At 69.0% G+C, this 22,004-nt stretch carries 17 protein-coding genes and 3 pseudogenes; 12 read left to right on the top strand and 8 right to left on the bottom strand.

Annotated features, from left to right (window positions below):
- The first annotated feature begins 94 nt into the window (after positions 1-94).
- Entirely contained in the window at positions 95-634 is a 540-nt protein-coding gene (locus tag H293_RS60880; protein ID WP_020124000.1) for a DUF6192 family protein, read from the top strand.
- A 367-nt stretch (positions 635-1,001) separates the two neighbouring features.
- Here the strand turns inward: H293_RS60880 and H293_RS0143225 are convergent, their stop codons facing one another.
- The 3 genes from H293_RS0143225 to H293_RS0143235 all read right to left on the bottom strand — a co-directional run bounded on the left by H293_RS0143225 (position 1,002) and on the right by H293_RS0143235 (position 4,497).
- On the bottom strand, positions 1,002-2,372 hold the full coding sequence (locus H293_RS0143225) for an amidohydrolase family protein (protein ID WP_020124001.1): 1,371 nt from the start codon (positions 2,370-2,372) through the stop codon (positions 1,002-1,004).
- Positions 2,373-2,470: 98 nt separating this feature from the next.
- A complete protein-coding gene (locus H293_RS51435) occupies positions 2,471-3,388 on the bottom strand; it encodes a DMT family transporter (protein ID WP_259294677.1) in 918 nt (305 codons plus the stop codon).
- 230 nt (positions 3,389-3,618) lie between these two features.
- Positions 3,619-4,497: an NAD-dependent epimerase/dehydratase family protein gene (locus tag H293_RS0143235; protein ID WP_028808714.1), complete on the bottom strand. Its 879-nt coding sequence runs from the start codon at positions 4,495-4,497 to the stop codon at positions 3,619-3,621.
- Between the two features lie 115 nt (positions 4,498-4,612).
- Here H293_RS0143235 and H293_RS0143240 point away from each other — a divergent pair, with 115 nt between their 5' ends.
- On the top strand, positions 4,613-5,527 hold the full coding sequence (locus H293_RS0143240; RefSeq protein ID WP_259294675.1) for a LysR family transcriptional regulator: 915 nt from the start codon (positions 4,613-4,615) through the stop codon (positions 5,525-5,527).
- Between the two features lie 177 nt (positions 5,528-5,704).
- On the opposite strand, the gene H293_RS0143245 is transcribed toward H293_RS0143240, so the two are convergent.
- Positions 5,705-8,980: a LamG-like jellyroll fold domain-containing protein gene (locus H293_RS0143245; protein WP_028808715.1), complete on the bottom strand. Its 3,276-nt coding sequence runs from the start codon at positions 8,978-8,980 to the stop codon at positions 5,705-5,707.
- 318 nt (positions 8,981-9,298) lie between these two features.
- Here H293_RS0143245 and H293_RS61825 point away from each other — a divergent pair.
- A pseudogene (locus tag H293_RS61825) lies at positions 9,299-9,475 on the top strand (hydrolase); the annotation flags it as partial.
- Positions 9,476-9,875: 400 nt separating this feature from the next.
- Here H293_RS61825 and H293_RS0143265 read toward each other — a convergent pair.
- Positions 9,876-10,805, bottom strand: coding sequence for an NADP-dependent oxidoreductase (locus H293_RS0143265; RefSeq protein WP_020124009.1), 930 nt, complete (start codon positions 10,803-10,805; stop codon positions 9,876-9,878).
- A gap of 98 nt (positions 10,806-10,903) precedes the next feature.
- Here H293_RS0143265 and H293_RS0143270 point away from each other — a divergent pair, with 98 nt between their 5' ends.
- Positions 10,904-11,284, top strand: a complete 381-nt coding sequence (locus H293_RS0143270) for a winged helix-turn-helix transcriptional regulator (RefSeq protein ID WP_020124010.1) — start codon at positions 10,904-10,906, stop codon at positions 11,282-11,284.
- Positions 11,285-11,479: 195 nt separating this feature from the next.
- On the opposite strand, the gene H293_RS0143275 is transcribed toward H293_RS0143270, so the two are convergent.
- Positions 11,480-12,559: a LacI family DNA-binding transcriptional regulator gene (locus tag H293_RS0143275; protein WP_020124011.1), complete on the bottom strand. Its 1,080-nt coding sequence runs from the start codon at positions 12,557-12,559 to the stop codon at positions 11,480-11,482.
- A 258-nt stretch (positions 12,560-12,817) separates the two neighbouring features.
- Here H293_RS0143275 and H293_RS0143280 point away from each other — a divergent pair, with 258 nt between their 5' ends.
- From H293_RS0143280 to H293_RS0143300, 5 genes are all read left to right on the top strand, one after another.
- Positions 12,818-14,179 carry an extracellular solute-binding protein gene (locus tag H293_RS0143280; RefSeq protein WP_020124012.1) on the top strand — a complete coding sequence of 454 codons (1,362 nt, stop codon included), beginning with the start codon at positions 12,818-12,820 and terminating at the stop codon, positions 14,177-14,179.
- Between the two features lie 21 nt (positions 14,180-14,200).
- Positions 14,201-15,151 carry a carbohydrate ABC transporter permease gene (locus H293_RS0143285; RefSeq protein ID WP_020124013.1) on the top strand — a complete coding sequence of 317 codons (951 nt, stop codon included), beginning with the start codon at positions 14,201-14,203 and terminating at the stop codon, positions 15,149-15,151.
- Positions 15,152-15,153: 2 nt separating this feature from the next.
- Entirely contained in the window at positions 15,154-16,053 is a 900-nt protein-coding gene (locus tag H293_RS0143290) for a carbohydrate ABC transporter permease (protein ID WP_020124014.1), read from the top strand.
- 67 nt (positions 16,054-16,120) lie between these two features.
- Positions 16,121-17,938 carry a glycoside hydrolase family 2 protein gene (locus tag H293_RS0143295; protein ID WP_020124015.1) on the top strand — a complete coding sequence of 606 codons (1,818 nt, stop codon included), beginning with the start codon at positions 16,121-16,123 and terminating at the stop codon, positions 17,936-17,938.
- A gap of 761 nt (positions 17,939-18,699) precedes the next feature.
- Entirely contained in the window at positions 18,700-19,680 is a 981-nt protein-coding gene (locus H293_RS0143300; RefSeq protein ID WP_020124016.1) for an NAD(P)-dependent oxidoreductase, read from the top strand.
- A 217-nt stretch (positions 19,681-19,897) separates the two neighbouring features.
- On the opposite strand, the gene H293_RS0143305 is transcribed toward H293_RS0143300, so the two are convergent.
- Positions 19,898-20,383: a GNAT family N-acetyltransferase gene (locus H293_RS0143305; protein WP_020124017.1), complete on the bottom strand. Its 486-nt coding sequence runs from the start codon at positions 20,381-20,383 to the stop codon at positions 19,898-19,900.
- 451 nt (positions 20,384-20,834) lie between these two features.
- Here H293_RS0143305 and H293_RS56100 point away from each other — a divergent pair.
- Positions 20,835-20,960: pseudogene (locus H293_RS56100) on the top strand (IS5/IS1182 family transposase); the annotation flags it as partial.
- On the opposite strand, the pseudogene H293_RS57940 reads toward H293_RS56100, so the two are convergent.
- Positions 20,957-21,151, bottom strand: a pseudogene (locus tag H293_RS57940) (IS5/IS1182 family transposase); the annotation flags it as partial. The pseudogenes H293_RS56100 and H293_RS57940 sit on opposite strands and share 4 nt — an antisense overlap.
- Positions 21,152-21,223: 72 nt before the next feature.
- Here H293_RS57940 and H293_RS0143315 point away from each other — a divergent pair.
- On the top strand, positions 21,224-21,607 hold the full coding sequence (locus H293_RS0143315; protein ID WP_020124019.1) for a hypothetical protein: 384 nt from the start codon (positions 21,224-21,226) through the stop codon (positions 21,605-21,607).
- Positions 21,608-21,709: 102 nt separating this feature from the next.
- Positions 21,710-22,004, top strand: a 295-nt coding sequence (locus H293_RS56110) for a transposase (RefSeq protein ID WP_020124020.1), incomplete at its 3' end; no start/stop codon positions are given.

The following is a 22,004-nucleotide window of genomic DNA, read 5'->3' on the forward strand; positions in this document are numbered from 1 at the left end:
GGGTGACCGTCGTCCACTCGCGGTCGTGACCACGGCGGTGCGATCGGCCGGGCGGTAATCGCTTCAGCCGGGGTCGGGGCGCCGCAAGGAGGGCGTGTCGTTCACTGTTCACCGCATCCTGGCCTCGGTCGTGGACGAGGACGAGCGGTGGGCGGCGATCGAGGAGGCGCCGTTCAACCCGCGCACGGGGGCGAGGCAGTGGACGCCGGACGGCGCGAAGCGGGTTGTCGGCCAGCGCGTCAGCGGGGATGAGACGGGGCAGGAGCTGGGCGGTGCCGGACTGCCAGTGAATCCACTCCGTCGCCCCGCCCTTGGCAGTGATTTTCCCTCGCTTGTCCTGCGGGCACGGGTCTTCGACGTTCAGGCACAGCACCTCGTCGGCCCGTGCGGCGGACTCGTAGAGCATCTTCCACTGCGTCTTCTCCGCAGTGAGACGTCCAGGCGCCACAGGGCGGCGATCTGGTTCTCGGCCAGGGCCGTGGTGCGGTCGGGCGGCGCCGGCCGCCGCTCGATGCCGATCGTCGGGTCGCCGATGATCCAGCCCTGGCGCTGCCACCATCCGATCGCGGCGACGGGGAAGACGGGCGGCTTCGCGCCCCGGCGGGCGGGTCGGTCGGCGCCGGTTCCCCGGTGAGCATCCATCCCCACGTCGTCAGCGAATTCCGGTATATCCGCGCGGAGGACTTCGTGATGCCCACGCCGGTGAGGTACCGCTCGACCGCCGCGGTGTACGACGCGGGCGGGGCCGGCAGGGGCACCACGCCCTCGGTCCCGAGTTCGGTCGCCGGTTCGATCGCCACGTCCGTCCCGCCCCCCTCCGGTCCTGCCGCAGTAAATCCGGCATTTACCGCGACGGCGGCCCAGGGCGGTGGCACGGGTGCGCAGTTCTGCTGCTACGGGGACGCCGTTGCGTGTCGGAGCGCTTTCCGGTGCGCCACGGTGACGTGCATCTGTCAGCGGGTCGTCGTTCGCGTCGGCCCCGTGCCTGCCTGGTGGTCGGCTCAGACCGGGAGCGGCAGACCGGCGGCATGGAAGAGCCGGTCACGGGAGGCCGCGGCCTCGTCGAAGACGGCGTCGCCTCCCTTCAGTACACCGTGCTCCTTGAGGATGGCACCGGCCACCACGACCAGGTCGACGTTGCCGGCGTGGCCGCCCGCGACGATCGTGGCCGCGGCGTCCGTGGCGGGCAGCATGTTGGCGTGATCGAGGCGGATCATGATCAGGTCTGCCTCCTTGCCCGGGGTCAGGCTGCCGGTGCGGCCGTCGATCCCCGCAGCCCGTGCGCCCTCGATGGTCGCGAAGGACAGCAGGTCGGCGGCGTCGAACGTGGGCAGGCCGGGAACACGGTCCATGGGCCCGGCCGCACCGGCGAGGATCAGCTGCTGGTAGGCGAGGGTCGCCCGCATGACGCCGAACATGTCACCGCTTACGATCGTCTCGGTGTCCACGCTGAGGCTCGGGCGGACACCGGCGGCCAGCAGGCGGTTGGTGGCAGGCTGGCCCAGGCCCGGCATGAAGACCTCGAGGGCGCCGGCCACGGACGCGGTGGCGCCGCGTGCGGCCAGCATTCTCAGCTCCTCGTCGGTCGACGTGCACAGGTGGATGAACGTCATGTCGGAGGCGAGCAGCCCGGCCTCCTCCAGTTGCCGTACGGCCTGCTGCTCCGCCCCCCACTCGCCGAGGCCCACGTGCATGCTGATGCGCAGGCCCAGTTCACGGGCGAGCCGGATGTCACGCTCGGACACCTCGGGGGTGGACAGCTCCGGTCCGCGGAGCATTGCGTTGAGCGTCACCCGCGCCGAGTCGTCGGAGAGCACCTCGTTGCGGATGCGCCGAATGTCGTCGGGGTGGGTGCGGTCGCTGCCGAACTGCCACTGTTCGGCCTCCGTCGACGGCCAGCCGTGGTCGAAGACGGCACGGATGCCCGACTCCCAGTGCGCGGCGATCGCCGCGTCCGAGTGCTCGGGGCTGTTGCTGATGTGCGATTCGTCCCGAACGGTCGTCACCCCGGAGTCGAGGGACATCAGGTCCGCCGCCAGGTTGCCGATGTGTACGTCCTGGGGGTCGAAGTACTGTCCGAGGCCGATTTGTACCTGGCTGCGGTACTCCTGGTAGGTCCAGGCGGGGCCGAGATTGCGCAGCGCTCCCTGCCAGTTGTGGCGGTGGGTATCAATGAAACCGGGCAGCACGGCGTTCCCTGTGCCGTCGATGACCCTGGCCCGGTCGTCGGACAGGTCCCGGCCGACCTTGAGGATCCTGCCGTGGGCGATGAGGATGTCGCCCACGAAGTTGCCGAGCTTGGCATCCTGTGTCATCAGGTATGCGCCCTTGATCAGGATGCGTTCGTAGTTCTGCGGCTGGTTCTGGGACACCTGTGGTTCCTTTCGTGCCGTGGGCGGCACTGTGTTGCTTCTCCATCGAGAGGGGGGTGGTGGGTCGGGTCCGCGTCCGGTCCGGGCGCGGACGTGGATCACTTCGCGGTGGTGTCACGAGGGCGTCGGGAGGCAATCCAGACGGCGCCAAACGTGAGCAACGCACCGAGGACGGTGAGGACGGAGGGGGAGCGACCGCCCGTAGGGACCAGGAAGTCCAGGGCGATCGAACTGGCGAGCTGCCCCGCGATAGAGGCCATGCTCAGCAGCAGGACACCGATCCGGCGCACCAGGAACGCCGAGGCGCCGATGAACACCACGCCGCACAGACCACCGAGGTAGACCCACAAGCTGGTGGGCAGCGGGTCCCCCGCGGTCCCCTGCACGAGTGTCTTCACCCCCCAGGCCGCGGCGAGGAACACCGTACCGACAAGGAAGTTGAGCCAGGTCGCTGCGATCGGCGAGCCCGATGCGGCCGTCGTCGCTCCGTTGAGGGCCTGCTGCACACCGAGGAGGAAGCCGGCGGCGATGGCGGCGAGGGCCGGCAGGATGATCGTGGCCGGCGCGAGGGTGTCGGCGAAACGGGGCAGGGCGGACACGATTGCGGCCACCAGGATGACGGCCGCTCCTGTGAGCCGGGCAGCGCCCGGGCGCTGCCGCAGGCCGCCGCCGATACCCCGGCTGTCCACTATCAGACCGCCGAAGGTCTGACCGGCGATGGCCGACACGGTGAACACGGCGACGCCGGTGACCAGCGCGGCGGTGGACTGGGCCAGGGCGAACGTGCCGCCGAGCACACCGGCCAGCAGGTACCGGCGGGGGAGCCGGCCATCCCGTGAAGCGCCGGCCAGGCGGCGCAGCGCGCCGCGCAGCCCGGGGGAGAAGAGTGCGAGGAGGGACAACAGGACGAATCCGCCCGAGAAACTGATCGCCGCCGCGGCGATGCCGTCGTCGAGGCGATGACTCAGCTCGCCGTTCAGACGGGCCTGTACCGGCACCACCATGCCGGCTGCGATGGCCGCCGAGACGGCCGGCGAGCCGCCGCGAGGCGCGGATGGGCGGGACTGTTCCGCCGACTGGGGACCGGGCCCAGCAGGACGGCGACGACCAGACCCGGTTGGAGCGGTGGGAGTACTCATGTCGAAGTTCCTCAAGAAGGGTTGCGGCCGGGCAGGGCCCCGGTCGGCCCGGCCGCCGATGGCCGGTCGGGTCCCGCCTGCGGCGGGGCCCGGGGCGCGGGCCTTTCTCAGAAGTCAGTACGCGCGATGTCGTCGAGGATCGACGGTCCCGTGGGGGTCCAACCCAGGACACGCCGGGCCGTGTCGCCCGAAGCCTGCTGGTCGAGGAGAAGGGCCTCGCCGAGCAGGCCGAGCCGGTCGAGCGTCTGCACGACGGGTTCGGGCTCGACGCGTCCGGCCAGGCCGACAGAGCGGCTCACCGCTTCGGTGATCTCCCGTACGGTCGGGTTCGCGCCGCCGGCGCCGATGAAGTACGAACCGGCCGGGGCCTTCTCCAGCGCGAGCACGTAAAGCTGCGCCAGGTCGTCCACGTGCACGGTGCTCCAGTGCTGGTCACCGGGACCGATCATGGTGAGCGCCGGGGTGTTTCCGGTGGTTCGAGGACCGGCGGCGACGAGGTTCAGCAGCCCGCCGCCGTGGCCGTACACCACTGCCGGTGCGATGACCGAGGTCCGGACGCTCCGCGCATCGCGCACGAGCTTGTCGAGCGGCACCCGCCAGGCGGTCAGCCGCGGGGCGTTCATTCCGGACGACTCGGTTATGGCCGAACCGCTGCCGTGCAGCCAGACGCCGGTGGTGTGCACGAACGGCCGGTCCGTGTTCCGCAGCGCGTGCAGGAAGCTGGTGACGGCGACCTCGTCGACGGTCGCGCTGGTCTCGTCGCCCGGCGACGCCAGGTGGATCACGCCGTCGCTCGCAGTCGCGAGTTCCTCAAGGACGTGGCCGTCTGCCAGGTCGGCAACCGCAGGCTCGGCGCCCTTGGCCCGCACCAGCTCGGCCTTCTCGGCTGAGCGGACCAGGGCAGTGACCTGGTGGCCGCCGGAGATGAGCCGGTCGAGCACCGCGGCTCCGATGTAGCCGGTGGCGCCGGTGAGCAGTACGCGCATGGTCATCCTCTTTCGCTGACATTTCCTGGTCCGGGCGTTGGCCCGCACGACAACAGTCGCCCTGCCCGGCTATCGTGTCCAACGAATGTTTTCGAATACTCGATCGGATATACCGATGAATGAGGTGAGCGTGGACCAGAAGCGGCTGGAGTACTTCATCACCGTCGCCGAGGAGCTGAACTTCACGCGGGCGGCCCAGCGCCTGCACGTCACTCAGTCCACGCTCTCGGCCGGCATCAAGGCCCTGGAGCACGAACTCCGGGCCGAACTGCTCCTCCGCTCCACGCGGTCGGTCAGACTGACGGAGGCCGGCTCGGCATTCCTCCCCGAGGCGCGGACCGCGATCGAGGTACTCGACCGGGCCCGGGCGGCAGTGGAGCCGCTCTCCACGGGGCTGCGCGGCAGCCTCACCGTCGGCGTCCTCAGCGGGCTGACGGTGATCGACGTACCCGCGCTGGCCGGTGAATTCCACCGCCGTCATCCCGAGGTCCGGTTGCGTACCGAGACCTCCCAGCGGGGAACCTCCGGGCTGATCGAGCGGATCAAGGAGAGCCACGTCGACGTGGCCTTCGTAGGAGCCGACATCAAGGACGAACACCTCAGATCGAGGGCCATCAACAGGTACGAGGTCCAGCTGCTGGTCCCCGCCGATCACCCACTGGCCCGCCGGAAGAGTGTGCGACTCAGAGACATCGCCGGGGAATCCTTCGTCGACATGCCCGCCGGTTTCGGGCAACGCCAGATCGCGGACGACGCGTTTACGAAGGAGGGGCTGTCCCGGCGGGTCCTCATCGAGGTCTCGGACATCACCACGATCGCGGACTACGTGGCGCACGGCCTGGGCGTAGCGCTGTTGCCCCCGGACTTCGCCGCGGCGGCCGGGGACGCCGTTCGCACCGTCCCTCTCGCGGACGTCCGACTGGCCTGGACGCTCAGCGTGGTCGCCTCCGCGACGCGTCCGCCGACGCGGGCGCTGCATGCCTTCCTCGACCTGATCCCACACCACATCCGGCGCGACCGCGTGTTCTGAACGGACGTCCCCGGCCGTGTCCGGACAGGCACTGCGCCCGCAGGCAGGGACGCCCGCGGGGTCACCCAGCACCACGCCGTCAGCCGCCTCCGTCCAGGAGTTCGGCGTGACACCGGCGCGCACGAGCAGGGCCCCGGCGGGAGGGACATCCCGCCGGGGCCCGAGCCGTCGTGATCGCTACGGCTTCTCGTCCGCGTAGAGCGCGCTCACCTCCTCGGCGGTGAGCGCCTTGTCGTAGGCGTGGACCTCGTCGACCGCGCCGTTCCAGAAGTCGGTGTCGTTGCCGCCCCACTGGGCGCGGCCGACGGCCAGGGAACCGGTGCTGGGATAGGCGGGACCGCCGGTGGCACTCGCCGCCGGTTTTCCGTCGACGTACAGCTTGATCGTGTTGTCAGCGCTGTCGCGGACGCCGACCAGGTGGTACCAGCGGCCCTTCTCGGGGGTGGTGACCAGACGGGCCCGGGCTTCACCCGGAGTGCTGAAGGCGAACGCGCCCTGTCCGTACTGGAGGTAGAAGGGGCTGGCCTGGCGCCGGGTGTCCTGGCTGACGGCGGTGGCGTAGTTGCCGGGCAGCTCGTCCAGCCGCACCCACGCGGAGACGGTGTAGCTGCCGGTGGTGTCGATCACCGGACCGTCGGTCTCGGCGTACTGGCCCTGCCCGTTGAACTTCAGCGCACCGCCCCTGACGCCGGGCGTCCAGGTGGTGCCGTCGCTGAGGGTCAGGGCCTTGGCGTTCGGGCCGTCGTCCTTCGCGGTGGTCCCGGTGCCCTCGTCGAGGGCCCAGTGCCCGCCGCCCTTGAGCGGAAGCCGCTCGCCCGCGGCGGCGCCGGCCGCGATGACCTCGCGGTTGATCTCACGGACCCGGACCGGGTCGACCTTGATCTGGCGACGGTCGTAGGTGTAGAGGCCGTTGAGCTCGTTCTCCAGGTCGGAGATCTGGGTGTACACCGAGCCGGACAGCTCGGCGGCGGCCTGGTCGAGGTAGAACTTCGCGGTGTTCTCAACGTACTTGCGGGTCAGCGCGTCCTTGTCGTCGACACCGCTGTAGATCGCCGCCGGGGCGCCCGGCCACATGTGTCCGGGGACGCGCAGGGTGAAGCCGCCGTGCTCACCGTCGATCGCCGCCCGCTTGTCGTCGGGGAACGGCGGGTCCACGTTGTTGTAGTCGTGGTGGTCGATGATGTCGCCCTTGCCTGAATCACCCTTGGAGTCGCAGCAGTTGACTCCGCTGTGGGCGTTGACGACGCGAGAGGGGTCGGCTTCCTTCAGCGCCTCGGCGACCTTGCCGGTCTCGGTGCGGTCCCACTCGCCCCAGCCCTCGTTGAAGACGGTCCAGCCCACCACGGACGGCGAGTCGTGATGCTCACGCGCCATCTCCCGGCCCTGGTCGACGAAGTCGCGCCGGGCGGTGTCGGTGGTCAAGGCGCCGGAAACGAAGTCCTGCCAGACCAACAGGCCCAGCCGGTCCGCGTGGTAGAACCAGCGCGCGGGCTCCACCTTGATGTGCTTGCGCACGGCGTTGAAACCGAGCTCCTTGTGCGCCTTGAGATCGAACGCGAGGGCCTCGTCGCTCGGCGCGGTGTACAGGCCGTCGGGCCAGAAGCCCTGGTCGAGGGTGGCGAGGGAGAAGATGGGCTTGCCGTTGAGCACCAGCTTCTGGAATCCGCCTACCTTGGCGATGCCGACGGAGCGCATACCGAAGTAGCTGGCGACCTTGTCGGTCGACCCGCCGTCGGTCAACTTGACGTCCAGGTCGTAGAGGTAGGGGTCGTCCGGGCTCCACAGGTGCTGGTTCGCCACCCGCAGCCGCAGCTGCTTGTTGGCCGGCCCGCTCACCTTGCCCACGACCTTGCCGCGCTTGTCGCGCGCGACCGCCTCGACGTGCGCCCCGGTGGACGCCTTGTCCGACTTCACGGTCATGGCGAGGCTGCTTGTGCCGATGTCCGGAGTGGTGACGACGTCATCGATGGCGGCGTCGGCGACCGGCTCCATCCAGACGGTCTGCCAGATCCCGGACGACTGGGTGTAGACGATGCCGCTCGGGCTGGGGGACTGCTTGCCCCTCGGCTGGTTCTCGCCCCCGGTGTCGGTGACCGCGACCACGACCTCCTGCGGGCCGGCGCCCTTGAGGGCGTCGGTGATGTCGGCGCTGAAGGCGTCGTAGCCGCCGGTGTGCTCGGCGACCTTGGTGCCGTTGACGAAGACCTGCGCCTGGTAGTCCACGGCGCCGAAGTTCAGCTTCAGCCGGTTGCCCTTGCCGTCCTTGCGGACCTTCCAGTCCTTGGGGACGTTCACCAGCTTGCGGTAGAACATGTGGTCCTCGTGCCGCTCCACCCCGGAGAGAAGCGACTCCACCGGGAACGGCACGACGATCTTCTCGTCGAGGTTCTTGCCGAACACCGGCTGCTCGCCCGCCTTGGCGCCGCTGAACTGCCAAGGGCCGTTGAGGTTCTTCCACTTGGAGCGCACCTGCTGCGGACGCGGGTACTCCGGCAGAGGGTTGTTCTTGTCGAGCTTGTCGCCCCACTCGGTGGTGAGCCGGTGGGTGGAGGCGTTCTCGGCGTAGCGGACGATCTTCGGTACGGTCTCGCCGCCGGACGTCAGGCCGCCAGTGCCGTCGTAGGTGACCCGCACTCCCTGGTTCTTCTGGATGGGCTCGGCGAGTGTGACGAGCAGAGAGTTGCGGTCCTCGGGAGCTGCGGCGACCGACTTCAGGGGCATGGCCGTGGTGTCGGCCTCGACCTTCAAGTGGTCCTTGACCGCCGCGATGCCACCGACCGCGCCCTCGAACCGGGCCCGCAGGTGGCGTCCGTCGGCCGTCAGGCTCAGCTCCACCGGGTAGACCTCGAAGCCTTCGGGCGGGGTGAACGCCGACATCGGCACGAGTTGTTTGGCCAGACCCGGGCCGGACCAGCGCAGGTACATGTTGGATCCGCCGACGTCCTGGAACAGCTCCAGACGGAAGTCGTGCCTCTCACCGGCGTTCAGCCGGATCGCGGCGCTGGTCTGCTCGCGGTCCCAGTCCGGCTCCCAGTGGTCGATGACCGGCTCACCGTCGATGAAGAGGCGGAAGCCGTTGTCGCCGATGGCGTAGAAGGTGTAGTCGCCGGTGGCCGGTGCCTCGATCTGTCCCGTCCAACGGGCGGTCGTGTGCTCCGTCTTGCCGGTCAAATCCTGGAAGGTGCTGGTCAGGCCGGAGAAGTTGATCTGCGGTTCGAGCAGCGTGCCACCGAGTTCGGCGAAGTCCCGTGCGCCGGGGGCCGACATGCTGAAGTACTCGCCCTTCAGGCCGTGTACCTCGACATCGGCTGCTTCGGTGGAGCGCACAGAGGCGCTGCCGGTCGGCTCTGCTGCCGACGCGGTGGCGGCCAGACCGCTCGGGGGCACAACAAGAGCGGCTGCGGCCAGCAGCGCCCACCATCTGGCCCGGGGGCGGATGCGTTGTCTTGTCATCGAACCTTTCCTTGCACGCGCGGGGGCCGGCTGGCAGGACCAGGCCACAGGGCGACGGAAGACCGGTGCGGACGCGGAGTAGGGGCGGCTCTTCCAACGTTGGAAATCTCGTGCCAGCCGAAATGACAGCACGCCCCCCGACCGCTGTCCAGACCTCGCGCACCACTCGCTTACCCCGCCTTCACGAGGCCCGGGCCATAGGCGCCGCCGCTGGAGAGCTGCTCCACCCATGGGAAGAGGGCCTTCGAGTTCAGCGTGAACCTGCCTCGGTGGAACACCGGCGCCGTGGGCGTGCTGCTGTCCGGTGCCATGGCCGCCATGCGGGTAGGAGGCCGTTATTTCCTTTACTTCACGGCGGGGCGCGGACCGGCCCACCAGATGTACGGCATCAGCTCTGCCGCCCCGCACGGCGGGTACACGGCCGAGACCCAACTGGCCCTGCCCGACGGCAACTGGGCCATCGGCGGCACCCTGTCCACCATCAACGGGCAGCGCTTGGTTCGCGTAGGCCCAGCTGCACGCCGGCCAGCGCACACCACGTCATCTCGCAACCCCGGGAGAGCCGGGAGCGGGTGATCGGCAACCCCGACCCGTCAGTGATCACCGGCTACAAGGCGGCCCGGAACCGGCCCCTGACTCATGGGCAGAAGCTGTCCAACCAGGTGCGGGCCCCGGTCGAACACGGCCCATCTCAAGAAGTTGCGCCCCCTCGGCAAGGTCCGCACGAACCCGAGGTGGGCGACCGCGCTGGTCCGGCCCCTGCTGGTGCTGACGAACCGGGAAGTCTCCCGGCGACCGACGATCCTCGCCGAAGTCATCCGCCCGCCACCGGCCCAAGTGCCGCTGAATACCCAAGGTCAGTGGGGCCCGGCTCACGCGAGGCCCCACGACGGCATCAGACGGTGAGGACGAGCTTGCCCTGGAGGTGACCGCGATCGAGCAGCCGGTGCGCGTCGGCGACGCGCTCGAACGGGAACGTCTCCTGCACATGGACCCGGAGCTTTCCCTGTTCGACGAGGTCGACGAGACCGCGCAGGGCGCCCCGGTCGGGGTCGACCGCGATACCGCTGAACCGCATGCCCGCCGCCTCGTACTTGGCGATGAGCTCCGGGTCGTCCTCGGAGGTTGCCGTCACCAGGTGACCGCCAGGGCGGAGCACTCCAAGGGACCGCTCGACGGTGTCGCCGCCGATCGTGTCGAGCACGACGTCGATGTCACGGACCGCGTCGGTGAAGTCGACCGCCGTGTAGTCGATCACTTCATCGGCGCCGAGCCCCTCGACGAATTCCCGCTTGCTCCCGCTGGCGGTCGTGATCACATGCGCGCCAAGGGCTTTCGCTATCTGGATCGCAACGTGCCCGACCCCGCCGCCACCGCCGTGGACCAGGACGCGATCGCCCTTGCCGACGCCGGCGAGGTCGACGAGCCCCTGCCACGCCGTCAGCCCGACGACCGGAAGCGCGGAGGCTTCAACGTGCGAGAGCGAGGCCGGCTTGCGTACCAGGTGCACCGCCGGCGCCGACACGACCTCGGCGTACGCGCTCGCCGCCCGCGGGAACAGCGGCATCCCGAACACCTCGTCGCCGGGCCTGAACCGCCACGTCTGCGGGGCCTCCTGGACCACGCCGCTGATGTCCCAGCCGAGGATGAACGGCGGCTGGCCGAGCAGCGGGAACTCGCCGGCGCGCAGGCGCGCCTCCAGCGGGTTCAGCCCGATCGCCTTGACGCGGACGAGCACCTCGCCCGGGACGGGCCGGGGCTCGGGCGCGTCCACGATGGTGAGCACCTCGGGACCGCCGAGCGACTGCTGGTTGATGACTCGCATGACTCTCTCCTGTGCTTTGAAAGGGGGAGAGCACCCAAGCTAAGTTTCCGATAGGAACCAGCGGGTGCCTAAAGGAGCCGGCAGGTACCTTTGGCGCCATGAGCGGTTTCCGTCCCGGTGATTTCTTTCTCGCCGACTGTCCGGCGCGTCTGGCGGTCGAGCTGATCGCCGACAAGTGGACGGTGGTCGTGCTCTACGGCCTCAGCAAGGGACCGGTGCGCCATGGCGAGTTGATCGAGCTGATCGGCGGCATCTCCCGCAAGATGCTCACCCAGACGCTCCGCCGGCTCGAGGCGCACGGACTCATCCGCCGCCACGCCTACGCCGAGGTGCCGCCCCGCGTCGAGTACGAGCTCACCCCGCTCGGGGCGACGCTGATCGATCCGATCCACATGCTGACCGAGTGGGCGAGGGCGAACGGCGAAGCGGTGCTCGATGCGCTCGACGCCGATCCCGAGCCGGTCGCCCAGAGCGACTGAGGCCTCCGCCAGGACACTGAGCATCCTCTCGGGCACTACGCCTCGCTGACTTGCGTCCCGCGGGCAGCGGAGCGCCTGCTCCTGTGTGGCCGGGCCGTTGACGCGGCCGAGGCCGACGGGTCTTCGGCCTCGCTCGCAGTGCAACTCTCCTGGCTCGGACCCGCGCACAAGGAGCCACAGAGACCGTGCCGGGGCTCAGGCAGTCGTCGGCCGGCACGCCGCCGAGCGTGCGCCGGCGCCTTCCGTGCTCTCGCGCAGTACCAGTCGGTGCGCGACCACGAGGTCCTGGGGTGACCGCGGGCCGGGTGCGGAGGCGTCCGCCGGGGTGGGTCCCGCGACCTCGTCCATCCTGCGTTGCAGCAGTTCGACGGCGACCCGGGCGATCGCGGCCTTGTCGGGGGCGACGGTGCTCAGCGTGGGGACGCTGAAGCGTCCGGCCTCGACGTCGTCGAAGCCGATCACGGCGACCTCTTCGGGGACCCGGATGCCGTGCTCGTACAGGGCGCGCAGCGCCCCCAGCGCCAACTGGTCGTTGAGGCACAGCAGCGCGTCGGGGCGGCCGCCCTCGCCGAGCACCCGGTTGACCGCCTCGGCGCCGTCGGGCATCCCGAAGGACCGGACGGGCAGCAGGGCGGCCGGGTCGTGGTCGACGCCGGCTTCCCGAAGCGCGGCGAGGTAGCCCCGGGTGCGGGCCTCGGCGGTGCCCAGGCCGGCCTCGTCGCGTCCACCGATGACCAGGATGGAGCGGCGGCCGAGGCTGAGCAGGTGCTCGGTCGCCTCCCGTGCCGCCTTCTCGTTGTCGATGGCGACGTGATCGGCGCCTTCCTCCAGCAGTTCGCCGATCAGCACGGTGGGTGGGGCGTCCGCACGGTCGCGCAGGTCGTCCGGGGTGAGGGCGAGCGGGCTGAGGATGACTCCGTCGACGAAGCTGGAACCGAATCCGGTCAGCGCGGCGAGTTCGTGGTCGCGGTCGGCGCCGGTGTCGTGGATCAGCACGGTCAGGGAGCGTTTCTCCGCCTCGCGGATGACGTGCCGGGCGAGCTCGGCGAAGTACGGCACGTCCAGTTCGGGGACGACGAGGGCGATGATGCCGGTGCGGCCCTGGCGCAGATGGCGACCGGCCAGATTGACCTTGTAGCCGAGTTGCTCGATGGCATCGCGCACGGCGCGCCTGGTCCGCTCGGAGACGTGCGTGTAGTCGTTGATGACGTTGGAGACCGTCTTCTCCGACACGCCCGCGAGCCGTGCGACGTCCTTGATCCTTGGCCGTGTCACCGGAACCTCCCTGCCTCTCGGCGCTGCTGAGCTTATGTCCCGGCAGGTCGAGCATCGGCGGCGCGTGTGCCCCATCCGATCGGCCCTTGATATCCGGCCGTTTCGCCTGGCCCTTTACAGCCAATGTACATCGATGTAAAAACAAGCGACGCATCGGCTCGGCCGATGCGCCCTCGCCTGAGCCGGGCGGTGGATCACTCTTCCGTGAGTGTTCCTCCGTCGGTTCGGCATGCGTCTCCGGCCGTCGGAAGGTCCGCGATGTACACCCGCTTCCCCGCCTCATCACCAGCACCCGCACCCGGTGCGGCATCCGCTCTCACCCGTCGTCGGCTGCTGCGCCACGGCACGGCCGCCGCAGGTGCGCTGCTCGCGGCCGGTCCGCTGTCCGGCTGCGCCTCACCGGCCGCCGCCGACCCCTCCGCGCTGAGCGTCTGGGACCTGTTCCAGGGCGGCGACGGCACGCTCATGGACGACATGATCAAGGCCGTCTCCAAGGGCCCGCAGGGCTTCGATGTCAAGCGCACGATCCTCGACTGGGGACCGTCGTACTACACCAAGCTGGCCATGTCGGCCGCCGGCGGCCGAGCCTCCGACGTGGCGATCATGCACCTGTCCCGGCTGGCCGGATATGCGCCCGCCGGCCTCGTGGATCCCATCGACCTGGACGTGCTCGCCGGATTCGGGGTCTCCGAGAAGGACTTCACACGGGCCGTGTGGGCGCGGACGCAGCACGACAAGACGGTCTACGCCGTTCCGCTCGATGTCCATCCCTTCATCGTGTTCTACGACAAGGAGGCCGCCGACAAGGCGGGCCTCCTGGACTCCTCGGGTGAGCTTGCCCCGATGGGTTCCCCGGAGGCTCTGATCGACGCCGGCAAGGCGCTCGCCAAGGCGACCGGTCAGAAGGGCATCCTGTTCGGCCACGTCACCGACCCATCGCAGAGCTGGCGGCTGTTCGCCGCGCTCTATGCGCAGACCGGCGCCTCCTTCACTCTGCCGGACGGCGGCCCGCCGCAGATCGACATCGACGCCGCCGTCCGCGTGGTCACCTTCATGCAGCAGCTGTTCGACGGCCGCACCAACCCCAACAACCTGGACTACTACGGCGCCGTAGCCAACTTCATCGGCGGCCGCGCCGGCATGGTCATGCTCGGGGAGTGGGAACTGCCGGCGCTGAAGAAGTCCGGCATCCCGCTCGGCGCCGCGCCGTTCCCGCAGGTCTTCGACAAGCCGGCCGTCTACACCGACAGCCACAGCTTCGTCCTGCCGCATCAGGACAACCCGGACCCGGCGAGGCGCCGCGAGGCCCACCGGTACATCGCGGAGATCATCAAGCAGAGTCTCACCTGGGCGAGCGCCGGTCATATCCCCGCCTACCAGCCCGTCATCGCGGAGCCGGCGTACGCCGCCCTCGACCCGCAGTCCTCCTACGCCAAGGCGGCAGAGGTGGCGGTCCTCGACCCGCCGAACTGGTTCGCCGGGGCCGGTTCCAACTTCCAGAGCCGGATGTGCCAGCCGCTCCAGTCGGCGCTGCTGCGCAACACGTCCGCCGAGAAGGCGGTGCGCCAGATGGTCCGCGAGGCGGACACGCTGCTCCGGCAGCCCAACCCGGTGGCCTGACGAGCAGAAGGAGTGAGCCACGTGACCACTACAGCACCCCCCGGCGCCGAGGCTGTGACCGGCCCGGCCGCCGGCCGCCCCCACGGCCTCGGCCGCAAGGGACTGAGCGGCATCCGGGCCGCCAAGGGCCCCGGCCTCGTCTTCGTCCTGCCGTTCATGCTCGTCTTCGCCCTGTTCCTGGTGTGGCCCATCGTGCACGGGCTCTGGTTGAGCTTCACCGACAGCTCACTGGCCCTGCGCGCCACGACCTTCGTCGGCTTCGACAACTACGCCGAGGCGTTCGGCGACGCGGACGTCTGGACCAGCCTCGGCAACACGGTCGTCTTCACCGCCATCTCCAGCATCCCGCTGGTGCTGATCGCCCTGGCGATGGCCCTGCTGGTGCACAGCGGCCTCGCCGGACAGTGGGTGTGGCGGCTGGCCTTCTTCGCCCCCTACCTGCTGCCCGTGACCGTCGTGACCTCGATCTGGATGTGGCTCTACCAGCCCGACCTCGGATTGGCCAACCAGTTCCTCGACACCCTCGGCATCGGGCCCGTCGGCTGGCTCTCCGACGAATCCGTCGCGAAGTGGGCGATCGCCGCTCTCACCGTCTGGTGGACGGTCGGTTTCAACTTCCTGCTGTACCTGGCCGCGCTCCAGTCCCTGCCGCAGACCTACTACGAGGCCGCCGCCCTCGACGGCGCCGGTGCCTGGCGTCGCCTGTGGTCCATCACCCTGCCGCAGCTGCGCCGCACCACCGCCCTGGTCGCGATGCTCCAGGTCCTCGCCTCGCTGAAGGTGTTCGACCAGATCTACATCCTCACCAAGGGCGGCCCCAACGGCACGACCCGCCCGGTCCTGGAATACGTCTACGACGTCGGGTTCACCGGCTACCGGCTCGGTTACGCCTCCGCCGTCTCCTACCTGTTCTTCGCCTTCATCGTCGTCGTCTCGCTCCTGCAACTGCGTCTCTTCCGCCAGGAGGGCTGACCGTGTCCGCCACCGCTACGCCCCTTCGCCCGCTGCGCCGTCCGCCCCGGGCAGCCGCCGAATCCTCCCTCTTCCTCGGACACGGCCGACTGCCGCGCGTCCTGGTCGGCATCGCCCTGGTCGTCCTGACGATCGTCTGGCTGCTGCCGTTCGTCTGGGCCATCGCCACCTCGCTGCAGAGCGCGCAGGACGCGGCCTCGCCCGGTCTGTCCCCGATCAAAGGCGCCCTCACGACGGGGGCGTACGAGCAGATCCTCGAACGCGGGAACATCACCCGCTGGGCCCTCAACAGCTTCCTGATAGCCGGGCTTGTCACGCTGATCACCGTCGCGGTCTCCACCCTCGCCGCATACGGCTTCTCACGCGGCACGTTCCGCGGCCGCCGGGTCCTGCTCGCGGTGACCGTCGCCTCGATCCTCGTCCCGCCGCAGCTGCTCATCGTCCCGCTCTTCAAGCAGATGCTGCTCTTCCACCTCGTGGACACCTACGCGGCGGTCGTCCTGCCGCAGGTCGTCGCGCCCATGATGGTCTTCATCCTCAAGCGCTTCTTCGACGCCATCCCACGGGAACTGGAGGACGCGGCCCGGATTGACGGGGCCTCCGAGTTCCGGGTCTTCCTGTCCATCGTGCTGCCGCTGTCGCGCCCGATCGTCTCCGCCGTGGCGATCTTCGTCTTCATCGGGGCCTGGAACAACTTCCTGTGGCCGTTCATCGTCACCAACGACGCGGACCTGATGACCCTTCCCGTCGGCCTGGCCACCGTCAAGGACGTCTACGGCATCGAGTACGCCCAGTCCATGGCGTCGGCGCTGCTCGCGGCCCTCCCCCTGATCGTGGTCTACCTCTTTTTCCAGCGTCGCATCGTCAACTCCGTGGCCACCACCGGCCTCGGCGGCTCCTGACCGCATCCCCTCGCCGCACCCACAGGCTGGCGGTATCTCCGCCGGCCTCTGATCGACTGGAGCATGTGTGCCCACTCACTCCGTACCGCGCCCGGAGTACCCGCGACCGCAGTTCGTGCGCCGCGACTGGCTCAACCTGAACGGCGCCTGGCAGTTCGAGACCGACCGAGGGGACAGCGGGCTGGAACGCGGCCTGCTCGGCCGTGAACTGCGCGACGAGATCCTCGTACCCTTCCCGCCCGAGTCCGAGCTCTCCGGCATCGGCGACACCGACTTCCTGGAGGCCGTCTGGTACCGGCGTGCCGTCACCCTGCCCGCCGAATGGGCCGGCCGCCGAGTGCTGCTGCACTTCGGAGCCGTCGACTACGACACCACCGTATGGGCCGACGGGAAGGAGGTCGCCCGGCACCGCGGCGGCTTCACCCCCTTCACCGCCGACCTCGGTGACATCGCGGGCAGCGGCGAGGACGTCGTCATCACCGTCCGGGCCCGCGACCCCAAGTCCGGCCCCCACGCCCGTGGCAAGCAGGCCATCCAGTACGCCAACCACGCCGCGAACTACACACGCGTCACCGGCATCTGGCAGACCGTCTGGCTGGAGCCCGTCCCCGAGACCCACCTGCGGCGCCCGCGCATCACCCCCGACCTCGCCGGCTCCGCCTTCCACCTGGAACTCCCGCTGTCCGGCAACCGCCCCGGCCACCGGGTACGCGCGGTCCTCAGCGACGCCGGCGGCGAGGTGAGCCGTGCCGAGGCACGCGCCGACCTGGACCTGGCCCCGCGCCTGCACCTGCCCGTTGCCCATGACCGGCGCCGTGAGTGGAGCCCGCAGGACCCGCACCTGTACGACCTACGGGTGGAACTCCTCGACGCGTCCGGCGAGGTGGTCGACAGCGCGGACAGCTACGCCGGTCTGCGCGCCGTGGGCCTGCGCGGCAAGGCGGTCCTCCTCAACGGCCGCCCGGTCTTCCAGCGCCTGGTCCTGGACCAGGGCTGGTACCCGGACGGGTTGATGACCGCACCCACCGACGAGGCCCTGGTGGGGGACATCGAACTGGGCATGGCGGCCGGCTTCAACGGCGCCCGGCTCCACCAGAAGGTCTTCGAGGAGCGCTTCCTCTACCACGCCGACCGGCTGGGCTACCTGGTCTGGGGCGAGTTCGGCGACTGGGGCTGCGAGGTCGGCGGCTCCTCGGGCGACAACCAGCAGCCCGACGCCTCGTACGTCGCCCAGTGGCTCGAAGCCGTCGAACGCGACTACTCCCACCCCTCGATCATCGGCTGGTGCCCGCTGAACGAGACGTACCAGAAACTCCACGACCGCATCACCCAGCTTGACGCGGTGACCCGCGCGATGTTCCTGGCCACGAAGGCGATGGACACCAGCCGCCCGGTGATCGACGCCTCCGGCTACGCCCACCGCGTCGACGAAACTGACATCTACGACTCCCACCACTACGAACAGGACCCCGAGACCTTCCGCGAGCTGATGTCGGGTCTGGCGAAGGACGTCCCGTTCGCCAACACCCACGAGAGCGGCGCCGCCTACTCGGTCCCCTACCGCGGGCAGCCGTACTTCGTCAGCGAGTTCGGCGGCATCTGGTGGGACCCCGAGGCAGCCGCCGCGGACTCCGGCGAGGACCGCAAGGAGTCCTGGGGCTACGGTGAGCGGATCCGCACCGAGGAGGAGTTCCACGCCCGCTTCGCGGGCCTGACCGGCGTACTCCTCGACGACCGCAACATGTTCGGCTACTGCTACACCCAGCTGACCGACGTCTTCCAGGAACGCAACGGCATCTACCGCTTCGACCGCAGCACCAAGCTCGACGTCGACCGTGTCCGGACCGCACAGCTGCGCCCGGCGGCGATCGAGGAGACGGACTGACCGCCGCTTGCGTCACCCACGTCCCTAGGGGAGGCGGGCCCCTGCCCCGAGAGGGCCCGCCCGTGGTCAAGGCGCCGGTCGCCGGAGTGGTCGTAGCACCCGCGGGAGGCGGCCGGCGCGTGGACGCCGACGCCCCCTGCCGCTCCAACCGGACATCGCGGTGTCATGACGCGGCGTGTCCCGTCCGGCGCCGAAGGGCACCGTGGGCGGCGCGACGGCGAGGCCTCGGGGCCGCAGGCCGCCATGGCGCCCCCACTGACACGCGGGGAACCGGTGTTCCATACGGCGGCCGGGCATGCGGTGAGGAATCGCAGCACCGCGGGCAGAACGGCGAAGTGGTCGTGAGCCGGGTCGGGGACTGTGTCGAGGCGTGCGTCGATGCCGTGCTCACACCAGTTCGCCCGCAGCGCGCGGATGCGCTCGATGCGGTTGCCGCCCGCCGGGGCGGGACCGTGCGGCAACGACCACTTGGGCCCCGGCTCCCGCTTCTGTCTCGCTGGGCGATGGCCGCGCCGATGTGACCAGTACCGCCAAGTTCGCCAGCGAGCACGACTGGGCCTGTTACAAGACCCAGTCCCGCTCCTGACCGACCGGTGGCTCTCCTGGGCGACCGGGAGACCACCCCCCCCATGTCCCGGTCGGGAAGCCGGTGACCGGGCAGTCACTCGGCGACGCTGCTTCAACGCGAGTCCGCGAGCGATGTGCTGGACTCATAGGATCCTGCAGCAGGTTGGGCTGTGATTCTGTGATCGGAGTACCTGATGAGTAGTAAGCCGTGGCAACTGCTCGTACTGGCGCCGCTCGGTGCCGAGCGAGTTCATGAGACCTTTGGGGCACTGGATGCCGAGATCGTGCTGCCGGCCAGCCGGGATCGAGAGGGGTTGCACACAGCGCTGGCCGAGGCGGAGCTGGTGGTCGCCGACTTCACTTTCACACTCGCCATCGACGCCGATGCCGTGGCCGCGGCTCCGAATCTGGCGTTCGTGCAGATGCCGGGTGTAGGCACCGAATCCTTCGACCTGCAAGCGCTGACTGCCGCGGGCGTCCCCCTGGCCAACACCGCTGGAGCGAACACGCAATCAGTTGCGGAGTGGGCGCTGGCGGCTGCCTTCGATCTGTCGCGCGGCATCACGTGGGCGGACCGCCAGGTACGTTCGGGCGCTTGGCCGCAGCTGGAGGCCGCGGCACGTGGTGCGAACATGCTGAGCGAACGTCGCGTGGGAATCCTCGGCATGGGCGCGATCGGAACAGAAGCCGCGCGTCTGTTTGAGGCGGTCGGCTGCTCGGTGTCGTACTGGTCCCGTCGTCGTCGCACGACAGGGGTCTACAAAGAGATCGACGAACTGCTGGCGACCTCGGATGTCCTTGTCGTCTGTCTTCCGCTCACCCCGGACACGCGCGGGATGCTGCACTCGCAGCGACTTGCGCTCCTGCCGCAGGGCGCCTTGCTGGTGAACGTCGCACGCGGTGGTATCGCGCCGGACGAGGCGATCTTGGAGGCACTGGAGAGCGGGAGGATGGCCGGGGCGGCTCTCGATGTGTTTGAGCAGGAGCCCCTCCCAGCCGATCATCCGCTGCGGCGTCACGAAGCCGTCGTTCTGTCGCCGCACACAGCAGGCGCGACTCGCAGGGCGCAACGCAACATGTTGACGGCGGTGGTCGACAACATCAAGGCCGCTATGGAGGGCCGGCCGGTGGCCAATGTCGTCAACGACGCCGACGCTCTTGTGCGACGACGCTAGTCTTCTGAGTCAGGAGTTCCGTCGGACGAGGAACGGGCTGCGCTGGAGGGGTGGGTGCGGCGCCGTTCCACCCCGCAGGCGTGGGTTCTGCGGTGTCGAATCATTCTGGCCTGCGCGACCGGCTCGTCGAACAAGGACGTGGCCGCGCAGGTGGGTTCGACACCGTTTTCGGGAGACGGGAGTAGTGGACTCAACCTGGACCATTACAATTCCCGCCTCACCGGCGCAATTCCTTCTTGTAAAGAATAAAATCGCAGGGTACTGCAAGGAGCGGAGCGAGATGCGGGTACTTGTCTTCGAGGGAACCCCGACCGACAATTTCGTATCCGTCCCGCTCGTTCCATGATGCCATGAAGTCCTTGGATTCGACCCTCAAATCCCTGGGAGTCAGCAACTCGATCTGAAGTGCAGAAATTCCGCGCGATTTGAGGAGTTCAAAAACAAACTGCCGAATCTGTCGGCCGATGCCTTGATTGCGCATCTCCGGGTGGGACACCAGCATGCCAGTCTCAGCCGTGTCCGCGTCCAGGACGGCGACATGTATGGACCCGACCACTCGCCCATCACACCGCGCTACGACAACCTGTCCCTTCCCGGTGTACTTGGTGATCTCCTCCACGGTCGTGCGCGGGGTACCGGGTAGCCATATGTCGGCCTCTGCGCTGGCGTACACCCGGTTGATCAAGTCGGTGATCTCGGTCATCAAGGTTTCGTCTGAGTTCGCTTCGGGCGGAAGTACCTGAATGTCGAGAGGCGTAATACTCATGAGTTTACTCCGAGACTCGGGGGTCGCGCTGTGTAAGCAGCGTACCGATGACTCTGAGTCTGCAGGTCAAGCAGTAAGAAAACTTGCCGTTCTTTGTGATTTGTTAGTTCTGTGGGTGCAGGAGCTTCAGCGGTGTGAGGCTGTTGGTGTGTCAGTTCCTCGTCGGGACCCGTGCTTTCCGATGTGTCCGTTCCGCCCCTGACACGACCCCAGTTGGCCGAGGCCCGTCGCATGCGGGCGGTGGAGTTGTTCGAGCAGGGACGTTCCACATCCGAGGTTGCAGGATGGTGGGGCTGCATCCCGAGAGCGTGCGCCGGTGGAAACGCTGATGGGAACTGGGCGGTGCTCCGGCACTGCGGCTGCGTCCGGCGACCGGTCGGCCGCCGAAGCTGAGGCATGGGAGTTGTCCGGCGCAAAGAAGGCCGTCGGCGAGACCACGGTCATCGCGGACGGCGGCAACCGGGGCACCGGCCTGGTCATGCCGCACCGCCGCGAGAAGGACCAGACCGAACTGAGGTTGGTGCGCCAGCACGCGGCGACCAGCAGAACCCGGTCCTCCAGTGTCAGGCTTCACGGCCTGCCCCTGTGCACCGGATCCGCACCCTCACGTCGCAACGCGGCTATCAGCTTGCTGAACTGACGCGGGCTCAACCCGGTGAACGGGCTTATCCAGGACGGCTCCGACGCCGTGATCACACCAGCCACGGCGAGATCATTTCAGTTGCCGTCGCCCGTTCCTCAGGCCGATCCTGTGGGCTCGGTCAACGAGGAGGACACGTGGGGCTCGTTCTGTTCCCGGGAGACGACGACACCAGCAGCCCGGATGTGTCCTGGTCCTACACCGGCTTCGGAGTGTTCCGGCGGTGGCTGGCGCAGGCCGAGGGGTTCGAACTAGACGAGATGGACGGCTTCGGTGGACAGCGCCCCTGGAACGACGTCTCCACCACCCTGGCACCACTCCTCAATCATCCCGACGACGACGGCCCCGACCTGACACCGATCCAGTGCGCCGCGATCCTGCCCCGCCTGCAAGAGATCGCCGACCAGCCGCAAGAGGGAAGCATCGACCCGCTCCTCCAACGGCACCTCGACGACGCCCGCCAGTTCGCGGTCGTCCTGCAGCTCTGCATCGAGAAGGACGTCGACCTCCTCATCGGCTGACGTCGGCCGACGGCACCGGCTCACTGGGACCAGCAGTTTCGCGACAGGACTTAGACCTTGTCTCATGTGGTGATGGTGTGTGCTGCGGCATGATGTCTCTTCGTGAGTGCCGATCTGTCGCAGCGGCTGGTTCCTGACGGTCTGTGGGAACTGGTCGCCCCGCTGCTGCCGTCGTTCAATTCCCGTCCGCAGGGCGGCGGGACCGCGCCGTTGGACGAGCGTGCCGTGTTCACGGCGGTGGTATACGTGCTGACCAGCGGGTGCGCCTGGCGGTATCTGCCGGAGACGTTCGGGGTGTCGCCCGCAACAGCACACCGCCGGTTCACAGCGTGGACCGAGGCCGGGTTATGGCGCCGATTGCACCGGGCGGTCCTGGACGAACTCGGCGCCCAGGGCG

The organism is Streptomyces canus 299MFChir4.1, assembly GCF_000383615.1.
Lineage (GTDB): Bacteria > Actinomycetota > Actinomycetes > Streptomycetales > Streptomycetaceae > Streptomyces > Streptomyces canus_C.

Excerpts from the sequence above, each read along its gene's own strand:
- H293_RS0143300 (WP_020124016.1), top strand. The coding sequence starts at position 18,700 with ATGAGTAGTAAGCCGTGGCAACTGCTCGTACTGGCGCCGCTCGGTGCC.
- H293_RS0143270 (WP_020124010.1), top strand. The coding sequence starts at position 10,904 with ATGAGCGGTTTCCGTCCCGGTGATTTCTTTCTCGCCGACTGTCCGGCG.
- H293_RS0143240 (WP_259294675.1), top strand. The coding sequence starts at position 4,613 with ATGAATGAGGTGAGCGTGGACCAGAAGCGGCTGGAGTACTTCATCACC.
- H293_RS0143305 (WP_020124017.1), bottom strand. The coding sequence starts at position 20,383 with ATGACCGAGATCACCGACTTGATCAACCGGGTGTACGCCAGCGCAGAG.
- H293_RS0143280 (WP_020124012.1), top strand. The coding sequence starts at position 12,818 with ATGTACACCCGCTTCCCCGCCTCATCACCAGCACCCGCACCCGGTGCG.
- H293_RS0143265 (WP_020124009.1), bottom strand. The coding sequence starts at position 10,805 with ATGCGAGTCATCAACCAGCAGTCGCTCGGCGGTCCCGAGGTGCTCACC.
- H293_RS0143235 (WP_028808714.1), bottom strand. The coding sequence starts at position 4,497 with ATGCGCGTACTGCTCACCGGCGCCACCGGCTACATCGGAGCCGCGGTG.
- H293_RS0143245 (WP_028808715.1), bottom strand. The coding sequence starts at position 8,980 with ATGACAAGACAACGCATCCGCCCCCGGGCCAGATGGTGGGCGCTGCTG.